The organism is Trinickia mobilis (genome assembly GCF_017315705.1).
In the GTDB taxonomy this organism is placed as follows: Bacteria; Pseudomonadota; Gammaproteobacteria; order Burkholderiales; family Burkholderiaceae; genus Trinickia_A; species Trinickia_A mobilis.
In genome coordinates, this window is sequence record NZ_JAFLRF010000007.1 from 89,150 (window position 1) to 103,086 (window position 13,937).

Genomic DNA, 13,937 nt, shown 5'->3' on the forward strand with positions numbered 1-13,937 from the left:
GCGCTTTCGGGCGCGCCGCATTCGGTGTCAATGGGTCCTTCGATGCACTCCGAAGCACATTCCGAAAGCAGCAGTCAGATTTGTTCCTCAGAACCGATTTTCGGCGGCCATGCGCCGCGTCGTGTGTCGCACGCGGTCGACGTCCGCTGGGGCGGGCAGCTTGTGACGATCGGCGGCGCCGCGCCGGTGCGCGTGCAGTCGATGACGAACACCGATACCGCTGACGCGATCGGCACCGCGGTTCAGATCAAGGAGCTTGCGCAAGCGGGTTCGGAGCTCGTGCGCATCACGGTCAATACGCCGGAAGCCGCGGCGGCCGTGCCGGCGATCCGCGATCAGCTCGACCGCATGGGCGTGTCGGTGCCGCTCATCGGCGATTTTCACTACAACGGCCACTTGCTGCTGCGCGACTATCCGGCTTGCGCCGAGGCGCTGTCGAAGTACCGGATCAATCCCGGTAACGTCGGCCAGGGCGCGAAGCGCGATACGCAGTTCGCGCAGATGATCGAAGCCGCAATCAAGTACGACAAGCCAGTGCGCATCGGCGTGAACTGGGGCAGCCTCGACCAGGACCTGCTCGCGCGCATGATGGACGAGAACGCCGCGCGCGCCGAGCCGTGGGAAGCGCAGAGCGTGATGTACGAAGCGCTGATCCAATCGGCGATCGGTTCTGGCGAACGCGCGGTCGAGTTGGGTTTGAGCCGCAACAAGATCATCCTGTCGTGCAAGGTGAGTGGCGTGCAGGACCTGATCGCCGTCTACCGCGAGCTGGCGCGCCGTTGCTCGTTTGCGCTGCACCTCGGGCTCACCGAGGCCGGTATGGGCTCGAAGGGCATCGTCGCGTCGACGGCGGCGCTCGGCGTGCTGCTTCAGCAGGGCATCGGCGACACGATCCGCATTTCGCTGACGCCGGAACCGGGAGCGTCGCGTACCGGCGAAGTGATCGTCGGCCAGGAAATACTGCAGACGATGGGCCTGCGCTCGTTCACGCCGATGGTCATCGCGTGCCCGGGCTGCGGCCGCACGACGAGCACGCTGTTCCAGGAACTCGCATCGCAAATCCAGACCTACCTGCGCACGCAGATGCCCGTTTGGCGGGACCAGTACCCCGGCGTCGAAAAGATGCACGTCGCGGTGATGGGCTGCATCGTCAACGGCCCGGGCGAGTCGAAGCAGGCGAACATCGGCATCAGCCTGCCGGGTTCGGGTGAGAATCCGGCAGCCCCGGTGTTCATCGACGGCGAAAAGGTCAAGACGCTGCGCGGCGAGCGCATCGCAGAAGAATTCCAGCAAATCGTGAGCGACTACGTCGAGCGCCGTTACGGGTGCGCGAGTGCCGCCAATTAATTCGTCAACCGAATACCGATGACTGAACAGAAGAGAAAGCTCGAAAAGCTGACTGGCGTAAAAGGCATGAACGACATCCTCCCGCAGGATGCCGGGTTGTGGGAATTCTTCGAAACGACGGTGAAGTCGATGTTGCGCGCGTACGGATATCAGAACATCCGTACGCCGATCGTCGAACACACGCAGCTGTTTACGCGCGGCATCGGCGAAGTGACCGACATCGTCGAGAAGGAGATGTATAGCTTCACCGACTCGCTGAACGGCGAAAACTTGACGCTGCGTCCGGAGAACACCGCGGCCGTCGTGCGCGCCGCCATCGAGCACAATCTTCTGTATGACGGCCCGAAGCGCCTTTGGTACGTCGGGCCGATGTTTCGCCACGAGCGTCCGCAGCGCGGCCGTTATCGCCAGTTCCATCAGGTCGGCGTCGAGGCGCTCGGTTTCGCGGGTCCGGATGCCGATGCGGAAATCATTCTGATGTGCCAGCGCCTGTGGGACGACCTCGGCCTGACGGGCATCCGCCTCGAGATCAACTCGCTCGGTCTCGCCGAGGAGCGCGCCGCGCACCGTGTCGATCTGATCGCCTACCTCGAGAAGCACGTCGAGGCGCTCGACGAAGACGCGAAGCGCCGCCTGTATACGAACCCGCTGCGCGTGCTCGACACGAAGAACCCGGCGCTCCAGCAGATCGCCGAAAACGCGCCCAAGCTGATCGATTTTCTCGGCGACGAATCGCGCGCGCACTTCGAAGGGCTGCAGCGCATCCTGAAGTCGAACAACATTCCGTTCACGATCAATCCGCGGCTCGTGCGTGGCCTCGACTACTACAACCTGACCGTGTTCGAGTGGGTCACCGACAAGCTCGGCGCGCAAGGCACGGTGGCGGCCGGCGGCCGGTACGATCCGCTGATCGAGCAATTGGGCGGCAAGCCGACGGCAGCATGCGGATGGGCGATGGGCGTCGAGCGGATTCTCGAATTGCTGAAGGAAGACGGCCTCGTACCGGAAGACGACGGTTGCGACGTCTACGTCGCGCATCAGGGCGACGCGGCGCGCGAGCAGGCCTTCATCATCGCCGAGCGCCTGCGCGACACCGGGCTCGACGTGATCCTGCATTGCAGCGCCGACGGCGCATCGGCGAGCTTCAAATCGCAGATGAAGCGCGCCGATGCGAGCGGTGCCGCATTCGCGGTTGTCCTCGGCGAAGACGAGGTCGCGAACGGTACAGTCGGCGTGAAACCGTTGCGTGACATGGCGCAAAGTGGCGGAAAGAACGAACAACGGAACGTGCCAGTCGAAGACTTGACCGAATTTCTGATCAATGCGATGGTTGCAACCGCCGATGACGGCCGCGACTGAATAGCGGCTGTCGCTCGATAAACATTAGGCACGTAGAAGAAGGAATCGCTTAGCGATGAGTTACCACGACGAACAAGAATCGATAGAAAGTGTCAAGGCTTGGTGGGCGCAGTGGGGCAATGCCACCACTTGGATCGTGCTCATCGCGCTCGTTGCCGGGGCAGGCTGGAACGGCTGGAATTTCTGGCAGCGGCGCGAAGCGGCGCAAGCCGCCGTGTTCTACGAGCAGGTCCAGCAGGCTGTCGCATCGGGCGACAAGGCAAAGGTGAGCCGCGTCGCAGCCGACATGGAAGACCGCTACGGCAGTACGGCCTACGGGCAGATGACGGCGCTCGCCGCGGCGAAGGCGCTCTACGACGCGGGCGACGAAGCCGCGGCGAAGGCGCAGTTGCAATGGGCCGTCGACCACGCCAAGGACGACGAGTACAAGGAAATCGCCAAGCTGCGCCTGGCCGGACTGCTGCTCGACGAGAAGGCATACGACCAGGGCCTCGCGCTCCTCGGCGATACGCCGCCGGACGCGTTCAAGGGCCTCGTCGCAGACCGCCGCGGCGATTTGCTGGCCGCCCAGGGTAAGCGCGACGACGCCCGCACGGCCTATCAACTCGCACTCGACACGGTGGCGAAGAACGATACGTCAGCGCGCCAACTGATCCAGTTCAAGCTGGACGCGCTGGGTAGCTGAGCGGCGCCGTGTGCGCCGCGCTCGGCTCCCTTTCCATTGACCAACCTTACCTAGCTTGCCCACCGATGAATCTGCTGAAACGTTACGCTGCGCCCGTTGTCTGTGCGATGACCGTCCTCGCCGTGGCGGCTTGCTCATCCACGAAAGACGAGCGCCGCGTGCCGACGCCGCTGACTGACTTCAAGCCCGTGCTCAACGTTCAGCAGGCTTGGAAGGCTAGCGTCGGCAAGGGCGGGCGCTATCTGTTCGCGCCGGTCGCGGCCGGTGGCGCGGTCTACGCCGCAGGTGCGAACGGCTCGGTCGAGAAGATCGATGCGAAGACCGGTCAGGAAGTGTGGCGCACGAAGGTGGGCGTCGACCTGACCGCGGGCGTCGGCAGCGACGGCACGCTGACCGCTGTTGGCGCGGAAAAGGGCGGGGTCTACGTACTGGGCGCGGACGGCAAGCTGCTGTGGAAGGCAACGGCGCAAGGCGAAATCATTTCGCCGCCGCTCGTCGGCAACGGTCTCGTGATCGTGCGGACGATCGACGGCGCAATCAGCGCATTCAACGCGGATACGGGCGAGTTGAAGTGGGTGTACCGCAATCGCGCGGTGCCGCTCAATCTGCGCGTGTCGGCCGGCATGACTTTCGCCGGCGACGCCGCGGTGCTCGCCGGCTTCCCCGGCGGCGGCCTCGCGGCGATCAACCTGCACACCGGCGACGAGTACTGGGAAGCGCCGGTGTCGTATCCGAAGGGCGTGACCGAAGTCGAGCGGATCAACGACGTGACGGGCGCACCGACGCTGATCGGCGCCGAGACCTGCGCGGTGACGTTCCAGGGGCAAATCGGCTGTTTCGACGCGAACTCGGGCCGCCCGCTGTGGCAGAAAGCGTTCTCGAGCGCGCGCGGAGTGGCGCAGGACGACGCGATCGTCGCGGCGCCCGACGATTGGTCGGTGATGAGCGCGTTCGACGTGCAAAGCGGCAAGAAGCTCTGGAGCAATGACAAGCTCAAGAGCCGCGATCTTGGCGTGCCGTTCCTGCTGGGGCCGTCGGTGGTGGTGGGTGACTATCAGGGTTACGTGCACTTCCTGTCGCGGGACAACGGTTCGTTCGTCGCGCGGATGAAGACGGACGGCAGCCCGATCATTTCGGCGCCGGTGATGGCGGGCGATACCCTCGTCGTGCAGACGCGCGACGGCGATCTGTACGGTTTTCGGCCGCAATAAACGCGGCTGCCTGTAACGGTTCGCAACCGTTTTCTGTATTTTCTGTACGTACGTCGTGCAGGCCGGCCCGTGCCGGCCTGCACGCGTTTTTATCGGCAGTGCGAAGGCATAGGGCGCCAGCCCACCGTGCCTTCGGCCGAACTATCGCCCGCTTAAGACACGGCGGCCGGCCGGAGCCGGGCCGCAATGAATTCGTGATAATTTTTGTCAAACGCAGCCTGTCGGTTGCCGGGCGGCATCGCCGCGGCAGCAAGGGGACGACGCCTCTGCGTTTCACTTTAGACAACATCAGATGAAACCCGTAATTGCCCTCGTCGGGCGCCCCAATGTGGGGAAATCCACTCTGTTCAACCGCTTGACGCGCTCGCGCGACGCGCTCGTCGCGGACCTGCCGGGCCTCACGCGCGATCGCCACTATGGCGAAGGGCGCGTCGGCGACCGGCCGTATCTGGTGGTCGACACGGGCGGCTTCGAGCCGGTCGCGAAGGACGGCATCCTGCATGAGATGGCGCGCCAGACCCGTCAGGCGGTCGAGGAGTCGGACATCGTCGTGTTCATCGTCGACGGGCGCAACGGGCTCGCGCCGCAGGACAAGTCGATTGCGGATTATTTGCGCAAGACCGGCCGGCCGATTTTCCTCGTCGTCAATAAGGCCGAGGGGATGAAGTACACGTCGGTCGCCGCCGATTTCTATGAACTCGGCTTGGGCGATCCGCGCGCGATTTCCGCGGCGCATGGCGACGGCGTCACGGAGATGATCGACGAGGCGCTCGGCGTCGCGTACGCGGGCCATCCGGAAGAGAGCGAGGAGGAAAAGGCGCATCGCGGCGTGAAGATCGCGATTGTCGGCCGGCCGAACGTCGGCAAGTCGACGCTCGTGAACACGCTGATCGGCGAAGACCGCGTGATTGCGTTCGACATGCCTGGCACGACGCGCGATTCGATCTACGTCGATTTCGAGCGGCAGGGCAAGAAGTACACGCTGATCGATACAGCGGGCCTGCGCCGCCGCGGCAAGGTGTTCGAGGCGATCGAGAAATTCTCGGTCGTGAAGACGCTGCAATCGATCTCGGACGCGAACGTCGTGATTTTATTGCTCGACGCGCAACAGGACATTTCGGATCAGGATGCGCACATCGCAGGCTTCGTCGTCGAGCAGGGCCGTGCGCTCGTGGTCGGGGTGAACAAATGGGACGGGCTCGATTCGCATGTGCGCGAGCGCACGAAATCCGAATTGACGCGCAAGCTCAAATTCCTTGAATTTGCGAAATTCCACTACATATCGGCGGTGGAGAAGACGGGGATCGGCGCACTCATGCGCTCGGTCGACGACGCGTATGCTGCCGCGATGGCGAAGCTGCCGACGCCGAAGCTCACGCGCGCGCTGATCGAGGCGGTCGAGTTCCAGCAGCCGCGGCGCCGTGGACCGGTTCGTCCGAAGCTGCGCTATGCGCACCAGGGCGGGCAGAATCCGCCGATCATCGTGATCCACGGCAATGCGCTCGACGCGGTGACTGAAACCTATAAGCGCTACCTCGAGAACCGCTTCCGAGAAACTTTCTCGCTGACGGGGACTCCATTACGAATAGAGTTTCGTTCGTCGACGAACCCTTACGCGGACAAAGGCTGAAACCCGCGTGCGTCAAGGGTTTGGCCGAATGGCTAGCCCGCTGGTGCGATAACGAAAATCGGCTATAGTGTAGCGATTGACGGGGAATTTCTTTTTCTTCGCCGCTCAATCACGATCAACCTGCAAAAAAATGACGGAGTTTGCTATGAGCAACAAAGGGCAATTGTTACAAGACCCGTTTTTGAACGCGCTGCGTAAAGAGCATGTGCCGGTGTCCATCTATCTGGTCAACGGCATCAAGCTCCAGGGGAACATCGAATCGTTCGACCAGTACGTCGTGTTGCTCCGGAATACCGTGACCCAGATGGTGTACAAGCACGCCATTTCGACTGTCGTGCCTGCCCGTCCGGTCAATTTCCACCCGGATACCGAACAGTCCTAAACCCATCGTCGCGGCCGGCATTGCGTCGCCGTCGGCGATACATGCCGGTCGCTTCATTTTGACATCCTCCAATTTGATCAACGCAGCCCTCGTCGGCATCGACTTTGGAAAGATCGATTTCCAAGCCAGTCTAGAAGAACTCAGCCTGCTCGCGCAGAGCGCGGGAGCCCATCCTGCCGTCACGCTTACCGGACGACGTTCCAGCCCCGATGCCGCGATGTTCGTCGGCAGCGGCAAGGCCGAAGAACTGCGCCTTGCCTGCGAAGCGAACGACATAGAAATCGTCATCTTCAATCACGCGTTGGCTCCCGCGCAACAGCGCAATCTGGAGCGTGCGCTTAACAGGCGCGTCGTCGACCGCACCAGCCTGATTCTCGACATCTTCGCGCAGCGCGCCCGCAGCCACGAAGGCAAGCTGCAGGTCGAACTCGCGCAGTTGCAGTATCTGTCGACGCGGCTGATCCGCGCATGGACCCACCTCGAGCGGCAGAAAGGCGGTATCGGTCTGCGCGGCCCCGGCGAAACTCAGCTCGAAACCGACCGCCGGCTGATCGGCGAGCGCATCAAGATGCTGAAGACGCGGCTCGACAAGCTGCGCCGCCAGCACGGCACGCAGCGCCGCCAGCGCGAACGCAATCGGACGATGTCGGTGTCGCTCGTCGGCTACACCAACGCCGGCAAATCGACGCTGTTCAATGCATTGACGAAGGCGCAGGCCTATGCGGCCGATCAGTTGTTCGCCACGCTCGATACCACCTCGCGCCGCGTCTACTTGGGCGACGAAGCGGGGCAAGTGGTGGTGTCCGATACGGTCGGGTTCATCCGCGAGTTGCCGCACCAGCTCGTCGCGGCGTTTCGCGCGACGCTCGAGGAAACGATTCATGCGGATTTGTTGCTTCATGTGGTCGATGCATCGAGTGCGGTGCGGCTCGACCAGATCGATCAGGTGAACGACGTGTTGCACGAGATCGGCGCCGACTCGATCCGGCAGATTCTCGTCTTCAACAAGATCGACGCCGTGCCCGAGCTGGCGGCGCGTGGCGAGGCGGTCGAAAGGGACGAGTATGGTAATATTTCGCGCGTCTTTTTGAGCGCGCGCACGGGCCAAGGATTGGACGCGCTGCGTGCCGCGATCGCCGAGATCGCGACTTCAGAAAATCTTCCAGACACTGGGCGAGCACTGCCGGAAGAAGACCGGTTGGCAGAACAACGCGAAGAACTCAAGGTCGCGATGGACGCCGGAAACGAGGTGCTGACGCGTTCCAATTTGCTTTGACCGACCCTCTCAAGAAAACGCCGGGCCGCCCCAAGTTTTATTGCTCCCCTCGGGGGGCCTGGCGCGTAGCGGCAGGTCTGGGGGCCCTCACTACTCAAGTGAACGAACACAGGTGAACGAATACAAAGAGCGGAGTACTTGGCTGCGTTTGCGCGCCATTCTTTCGATCAACGATCCTCGATGGGGGCGTAGCGAAGGTAATGGCGACAAGCAGCGCCCGAATGAGCCAAAGCGTCCGCAAGGCGACGGCGAAGGGCCGCCCGATCTCGACGAGATGTGGCGCGACTTCAATCGCCGCCTGAGCGGCTTGTTCGGCGGCAAGGGTAAAGGGAAGGGTTTGGGCCCTGGCGACCGCCGTCCCGATAACGGGCGCGCCGCGCGCGTCGGCGTGGGTATCGTGATCGGCGTGCTGGTCGCGATTTATCTCGGCAGCGGCATTTTCATCGTGCAGGACGGCCAGGCCGGCGTCGTGCTGCAATTCGGCAAATACCGGGGAACCGTCGAGCAAGGCGTGCACTGGCGCCTGCCGTTTCCGTTCGAAACGCAGGAAATCGTCAACGTCGGACAGGTGCGCGCGGTGGAAATCGGGCGCAACAACGCCGTTGCCGGCGCCAACGTGAAGGACTCGTCGATGCTCACGCGCGACGGCGATTTCCTGGATGTGCGCTTTGCAGTCCAATACCAGGTCAAGACACCCACCGACTATCTGTTCCGCACCACCGATCCTGATCAAAGCGTGACGCAGGCCGCGCAGGCGTCGGTGCGCGAAATCGTCGGCACGCGCAGCACGGAAGACATGCTTTATCAGGATCGCGAAGCAATGCGTCAGCAGCTGCAGGATTCGATCCAGCGCAAGCTCGATCAATATCGGACCGGCCTTGCCGTCACAGGTGTCACGATCGAGAGCGTGACGCCGCCGGAGCAGGTGCAAAGCGCGTTCGACGACGCGGCCAAGGCGCGCCAGGACCGCGAGCGCGCGAAACACGATGCGCAAGCTTACGCGAGCGAGCTCGTGCCGCGCGCGCAAGGCGACGCCGCGCGCATGATCGACGATGCGAAGTCCTACGCGGACCGCGTCGTGGCCGAAGCGCAGGGCGATGCCGAACGCTTCGAGCAAGTCTATGCGCAGTATTCGAAGGCGCCCGCGGTGATCCGCCAGCGGATGTACCTGGAAACGATGCAGCAAATCTATTCGAACGTGACGAAGGTCTACGTCGGGGGCAAGACCGGCGCCAATGTGATCCTGCCGCTCGACAAGATCGTCGAGGAAGGCCGTCAGCGTGCGAGCGAAGCGGCAAGCGGCGCCTCCAGCGCGTCCGCGGCGGGCGCGAGCCAAGCCGCCAGCAGTGCCGCCGCGTCGTCGGCCGCCGTTTCTGCGCCGAGCGCGGCAAGTCAGGCCGCCGCGGCAAGCGACGTCCTGCGTTCGCGCGATGCGTTCCGCAGCCGCGGCCGCGAAGACGATCTGCCGTAATAAGGAGCGCAAACACATGAATCGAATCATCGCGCTCGTCGTGGTTGTCGTGGCCGTCCTGTTCGCAGGGTCGTCGATGATTTATGTCGTCGATCAGCAGCAAACCGCCGTCGTTTCGTCGCATGGCGGGGCGAACCCGCTGGTCGAAGGTCCGGGGCTGCACTTCAAGCTGCCGCCGCCGTTGCAGACTGCAACGCTCGTCGATACGCGCATCCAGACGCTCGATGCGCCGGATGCCGACCGTTACGCGACGTCCGACAAGATCGATCTTCTCGTGAACCCGGTACTTAAGTTCCGCGTCTCCGACCCGCTGAAGCTGTTCGTCGAAACGAAGGGCGATCCGCAGAGCGTGTCCGAGCAGCTCGTCACGCAATTGCGCGGCGTGCTCGGCGATGCATTCGCCAAGTACGCGCTCGCCGATGCGCTCGGCAAGCAGCAGGCGATCGCCGGCGAGGCGCGCGAGGCGATGCAGAAGCAGGCGAGCCCGCTCGGCATCGATATCGTCGACATTGAACTCACGCGCGTCGATTTTCCGGCCGCGATGACGGATGCCGTCTACAAGCGGATGATTGCTGCCCGCGAACAGGCAGCGGATCACGAGCGCGCACAGGGTGCGGCCGAAGCGGAGCAGATCAAGGCCGATGCCGGGCGCAAGCAGCAGGCGGTGCTGGCGGACGCCTATAAGCAGGCTCAGTCGATCAAGGGCGAGGGCGACGGCAAGGCTGCGGTTATCGCTGCGGACGCATTCAGCCGCGATCCGCAGTTCTATCAGTTCTACCAAAGCCTGCAGGCGTACCGGAGCATTTTCAAGCCGAACGACGTGATCGTCGTCGATCCGGACAGCGACTTCTTCCGCTTCATGCGCAGCGCCGACGGCAGCGCTCCCGCGCCCGCAGCAGCCTCACGCAAACACTGATTCAGGGGCGCCGCACACGAGTTGCGGCGCTGGCATTCGTATGGACATGGCCGGCTCGTTACTGCTCGCGATCGCACTGATGCTCATCATCGAGGGGATGTTTCCCTTCGTGTTTCCCACCGCCTGGCGGGAGACGTTTCGTAGAATAGCGGAGCGGCCGGTCAACCACATCCGGATCGGCGGGCTCATCGTCATGGCGCTCGGGCTGTTGCTGCTGCTCGCGGCGACCTGAGCGCCTTGCGCCGAACTTCGCCCCGATTTGGCGGGTGTGTTTTACCGCCTGACTGGCGGTTTCGTCGAATCTTCATCTCGCGGCATGCGCTGGCGTGCCGCTCACTTTCGCAGTAGGACTGTACCGATGTCGACCTGGTTGCTTCCTGAAAATATCGCCGACGTGCTGCCGTCGGAGGCGCGCAAGATCGAAGAATTGCGACGCGCGCTGCTCGATCGCTTCCGAGCATACGGCTACGAGATGGTGATGCCGCCGCTGCTTGAATACCTCGAGTCGCTGCTGACGAGCGGCGGCAGCGATTTGAGCCTGCGCACGTTCAAGCTCGTCGATCAACTGTCGGGGCGCACGCTCGGGCTGCGCGCCGACACGACGCCGCAAGTGGCTCGCATCGACGCGCACCTGCTTAATCGTCAAGGCGTGACGCGCCTGTGCTACGCGGGCAACGTGCTGCATACGCGTCCGCGGGGCCTGCACGCAACGCGCGAGCAGATTCAGGTCGGCGCGGAAATTTATGGTCATGCGGGCCTCGAAGCGGACATCGAAATCCAGCAGCTCATGCTCGACGTTTTGCGGCTTACCGGTCTGACGAAGATCCGTCTCGACCTGTGTCACGCGGGCGTGCTGTCTGCGATTTTTGCGCAAGATCCGACGGCGGCCGCGGCGGGTGAAGCGCTTTATGAGGCGCTCGCGGGCAAGGACGTCGCGCGCCTGGACGAGCTGACACAGGGCATGAGCGACGTGGCGCGCGACGCGCTGCGCGCGCTGCCCGCGCTTTACGGCGACGCGTCGATGCTCGCGCTGGCGCGGCAGCGTTTGCCGAATCTGCCGGCGATTGCAAGCGCGCTCGGCGATCTCGAGTTTTTGGCCGCACAGGTCGACGGCGCCGAGGTCACGATCGATCTGGCCGATTTGCGCGGCTACGCGTATCACAGCGGCGCGATGTTCTCGGCCTATGTCGATGGCGTGCCGAACGCGGTCGCGCGCGGCGGCCGTTATGACCACGTCGGGCAGGCGTACGGGCGCGCGCGGCCCGCGACGGGCTTTTCGCTGGATCTGCGCGAAGTCGCGCGCATTTCGCCGATCGAGGCACGCAGCAGCGCGATCCTCGCGCCCTGGAAGCACGACGATGCGCTGCGCGCGAGTGTCGCCTTGTTGCGCGACGCGGGCGAAGTCGTGATTCAGGCGCTGCCCGGCCACGATCACGCGCTGGACGAATTCGCCTGCGACCGCGTGCTCGTCGAGCGCAACGGAGCGTGGGTCGTCGAGGCTCGCTAGAGCGGGGCGTCAGGGGCCTTCGCGGCGCTGCTCGAGACGGCCTTCCGGGCGTTTCCGGCAGCATCGCAAAAATGACCCATGCCGTTGAGCCGAAACGGAAAAACTCGGAACCGTCGGCGAACATGGGTAGAATACGTTTTTAACCAGCTAACGAATCAACATGTCTGCCAGTGCAGTGAATGTGACCCCCGGCCGCAACGTCGTCGTCGTGGGGACCCAGTGGGGTGATGAGGGCAAAGGCAAGATCGTCGACTGGCTGACGGACCACGCCCAAGGCGTCGTGCGTTTCCAGGGCGGTCACAACGCTGGCCACACGCTCATCATCGGCGGCAAGAAAACCATCTTGCGCCTCATTCCTTCGGGCATCATGCGTGCAGGCGTCGCCTGCTATATCGGCAACGGCGTGGTGCTGTCGCCCGAGGCGCTCTTCAAGGAAATCGGCGAGCTCGAAGCCGCCGGTGTCGACGTCCAGAAGCGGCTGTTCATCTCCGAAGCGACCACCCTGATCCTGCCTTATCACGTCGCGATCGACCAGGCGCGCGAGGCGCGTCGCGGCGCCGGCAAGATCGGCACGACCGGGCGCGGCATCGGTCCGGCGTACGAAGACAAGGTCGGCCGCCGCGCGCTGCGCGTGCAAGACCTGTTCGAGCCGGAGGCGTTCGCGGAACGTCTGCGCGACAGCCTCGATTTCCACAACTTCGTGCTGACCCAATACCTGGGCGCCGCGGCCGTCGATTTTCAGCAGACGCTGGATACGATGCTGAGTTACGCGGATCGCTTGGCGCCAATGGTCACCGACGTTTCGCGCCGCTTGTATGACGAAAACGCCGCGGGCCGCAACTTCCTGTTCGAAGGCGCGCAAGGCACGCTGCTCGACATCGATCACGGTACTTACCCGTTCGTCACCTCGAGCAACTGCGTCGCCGGTGCGGCGGCTGCAGGCGCGGGCGTCGGTCCGCAGAAGCTCAACTACATCCTCGGCATCACGAAGGCATACTGCACGCGCGTAGGTTCCGGGCCGTTCCCGAGTGAGCTGTACGACGCTGAGAACGAGGCGCGCCAGGACCAGATCGGTGTGACGCTCGCGAACGTCGGCAAGGAATTCGGCTCCGTCACAGGCCGTCCGCGCCGCACGGGCTGGCTCGATGCCGCCGCGCTGCGCCGCTCGATCCAGATCAACGGCGTTTCGGGCTTGTGCATCACGAAGCTCGACGTGCTCGACGGCCTCGACGAAGTCAAGCTGTGCGTCGGCTACAAGATCGACGGCAGGGACGCCGACATCCTCCCGCGCGGCGCGTCGGAAGTCGCACGCTGCGAGCCGGTGTACGAGACGTTCGGCGGCTGGAAGGAAAGCACGATCGGCATCACGCAATGGAACAAGCTGCCCGCGAACGCGCAAGCCTACCTGACGCGCGTGCAGGAAGTGGCAGACGTGCCGATCGACATGGTTTCGACTGGCCCGGATCGCGATGAGACGATTCTGCTTCGCCATCCGTTCAAGGTTTAACGATGACGCAAGGCTTGACCATGATCGCGATGACGGACCCGCGCAACGACGACAAGAATTTGTGGGTCGGCTGGGACGAGTACCACCGGCTGATCGAATTGCTCGCACTGGCCGTTCACGAATCCGGCTGGAAGTTCGACAAGATCCTGTGCCTCGCGCGCGGCGGCCTGCGCGTCGGCGACCAACTGTCGCGCATCTATGACCTGCCGCTCGCGATCCTTGCAACGAGTTCCTATCGCGAGGCCGCCGGCACCGAGCAGGGCGAGCTCGATATCGCGCAATACATCACGATGACGCGCGGCGAGCTGTCGGGCAACGTGCTGCTCGTGGACGACCTGGTCGATTCCGGCGTTACACTGTCGCGCGTGCAGCAGCATTTGAAGGACCGCTATCCGGCGATTGCCGCCGTGCGTTCCGCGGTGCTCTGGTATAAGGGCTGCTCGAAGGTCAAGCCCGACTACCACGTGCAATACCTTCCGACGAACCCGTGGATTCACCAGCCGTTCGAGGAATGGGATACCGTGCGTCCGCACAATCTCGGGGCATGGATCAAGCGCGGCTTGGCGCGAAATTCGGCGTCGAACGAGTGACGTTTAGCACGACCCTGCCGTGCGATCGTTGGTGCACCATGGTCCAGCGGAGTCTT

General features: G+C 63.6%; 13 protein-coding genes. All 13 read left to right on the plus strand.

All coding sequences use genetic code 11. The features are described from left to right. Positions 1-30: 30 nt before the first annotated feature. The 13 genes from ispG to J3489_RS12150 all read left to right on the plus strand — a co-directional run bounded on the left by ispG (position 31) and on the right by J3489_RS12150 (position 13,881). On the plus strand, positions 31-1,347 hold the full coding sequence (ispG, locus tag J3489_RS12090; protein ID WP_206998223.1) for a flavodoxin-dependent (E)-4-hydroxy-3-methylbut-2-enyl-diphosphate synthase: 1,317 nt from the start codon (positions 31-33) through the stop codon (positions 1,345-1,347). A gap of 18 nt (positions 1,348-1,365) precedes the next feature. Then, on the plus strand, positions 1,366-2,706 hold the full coding sequence (gene hisS, locus J3489_RS12095; protein WP_206998225.1) for a histidine--tRNA ligase: 1,341 nt from the start codon (positions 1,366-1,368) through the stop codon (positions 2,704-2,706). A 55-nt stretch (positions 2,707-2,761) separates the two neighbouring features. Further along, positions 2,762-3,391 carry a tetratricopeptide repeat protein gene (locus J3489_RS12100; protein WP_206998227.1) on the plus strand — a complete coding sequence of 210 codons (630 nt, stop codon included), beginning with the start codon at positions 2,762-2,764 and terminating at the stop codon, positions 3,389-3,391. A gap of 65 nt (positions 3,392-3,456) precedes the next feature. After that, positions 3,457-4,602 (plus strand): outer membrane protein assembly factor BamB, encoded by a 1,146-nt coding sequence (gene bamB, locus J3489_RS12105; RefSeq protein WP_206998229.1) that lies wholly within the window; start codon positions 3,457-3,459, stop codon positions 4,600-4,602. 292 nt (positions 4,603-4,894) lie between these two features. Further along, positions 4,895-6,232 carry a ribosome biogenesis GTPase Der gene (gene der, locus J3489_RS12110; RefSeq protein WP_206998231.1) on the plus strand — a complete coding sequence of 446 codons (1,338 nt, stop codon included), beginning with the start codon at positions 4,895-4,897 and terminating at the stop codon, positions 6,230-6,232. Positions 6,233-6,377: 145 nt separating this feature from the next. After that, the gene (hfq, locus tag J3489_RS12115; RefSeq protein ID WP_063496600.1) at positions 6,378-6,614 is read left to right on the plus strand and encodes an RNA chaperone Hfq; all 237 of its coding nucleotides are present in this window, start codon (positions 6,378-6,380) and stop codon (positions 6,612-6,614) included. 58 nt (positions 6,615-6,672) lie between these two features. Beyond that, positions 6,673-7,890 (plus strand): GTPase HflX, encoded by a 1,218-nt coding sequence (hflX, locus tag J3489_RS12120; RefSeq protein ID WP_206998233.1) that lies wholly within the window; start codon positions 6,673-6,675, stop codon positions 7,888-7,890. Positions 7,891-8,002: 112 nt separating this feature from the next. Next, positions 8,003-9,361, plus strand: coding sequence for an FtsH protease activity modulator HflK (gene hflK, locus J3489_RS12125; protein WP_206998234.1), 1,359 nt, complete (start codon positions 8,003-8,005; stop codon positions 9,359-9,361). A 16-nt stretch (positions 9,362-9,377) separates the two neighbouring features. After that, positions 9,378-10,277 carry a protease modulator HflC gene (gene hflC, locus J3489_RS12130; RefSeq protein ID WP_206998236.1) on the plus strand — a complete coding sequence of 300 codons (900 nt, stop codon included), beginning with the start codon at positions 9,378-9,380 and terminating at the stop codon, positions 10,275-10,277. A 40-nt stretch (positions 10,278-10,317) separates the two neighbouring features. Continuing rightward, positions 10,318-10,509, plus strand: a complete 192-nt coding sequence (locus J3489_RS12135; protein WP_206998237.1) for a DUF2065 domain-containing protein — start codon at positions 10,318-10,320, stop codon at positions 10,507-10,509. A 126-nt stretch (positions 10,510-10,635) separates the two neighbouring features. Further along, positions 10,636-11,784 carry an ATP phosphoribosyltransferase regulatory subunit gene (locus J3489_RS12140; RefSeq protein ID WP_206998239.1) on the plus strand — a complete coding sequence of 383 codons (1,149 nt, stop codon included), beginning with the start codon at positions 10,636-10,638 and terminating at the stop codon, positions 11,782-11,784. A gap of 160 nt (positions 11,785-11,944) precedes the next feature. Beyond that, complete coding sequence (locus tag J3489_RS12145; RefSeq protein ID WP_206998240.1) at positions 11,945-13,291, plus strand: adenylosuccinate synthase; 1,347 nt, start codon at positions 11,945-11,947, stop codon at positions 13,289-13,291. Positions 13,292-13,293: 2 nt separating this feature from the next. Further along, positions 13,294-13,881, plus strand: coding sequence for a phosphoribosyltransferase (locus tag J3489_RS12150; protein WP_206998241.1), 588 nt, complete (start codon positions 13,294-13,296; stop codon positions 13,879-13,881). The last annotated feature ends 56 nt before the right edge of the window (positions 13,882-13,937 follow it).

Coding starts and splice junctions, on each gene's coding strand:
- J3489_RS12135 (WP_206998237.1), top strand. CDS start 10,318: ATGGACATGGCCGGCTCGTTACTGCTCGCGATCGCACTGATGCTCATC.
- J3489_RS12150 (WP_206998241.1), top strand. CDS start 13,294: ATGACGCAAGGCTTGACCATGATCGCGATGACGGACCCGCGCAACGAC.
- J3489_RS12100 (WP_206998227.1), top strand. CDS start 2,762: ATGAGTTACCACGACGAACAAGAATCGATAGAAAGTGTCAAGGCTTGG.
- hfq (WP_063496600.1), top strand. CDS start 6,378: ATGAGCAACAAAGGGCAATTGTTACAAGACCCGTTTTTGAACGCGCTG.
- ispG (WP_206998223.1), top strand. CDS start 31: ATGGGTCCTTCGATGCACTCCGAAGCACATTCCGAAAGCAGCAGTCAG.
- J3489_RS12140 (WP_206998239.1), top strand. CDS start 10,636: ATGTCGACCTGGTTGCTTCCTGAAAATATCGCCGACGTGCTGCCGTCG.
- bamB (WP_206998229.1), top strand. CDS start 3,457: ATGAATCTGCTGAAACGTTACGCTGCGCCCGTTGTCTGTGCGATGACC.
- der (WP_206998231.1), top strand. CDS start 4,895: ATGAAACCCGTAATTGCCCTCGTCGGGCGCCCCAATGTGGGGAAATCC.
- hisS (WP_206998225.1), top strand. CDS start 1,366: ATGACTGAACAGAAGAGAAAGCTCGAAAAGCTGACTGGCGTAAAAGGC.
- hflC (WP_206998236.1), top strand. CDS start 9,378: ATGAATCGAATCATCGCGCTCGTCGTGGTTGTCGTGGCCGTCCTGTTC.
- J3489_RS12145 (WP_206998240.1), top strand. CDS start 11,945: ATGTCTGCCAGTGCAGTGAATGTGACCCCCGGCCGCAACGTCGTCGTC.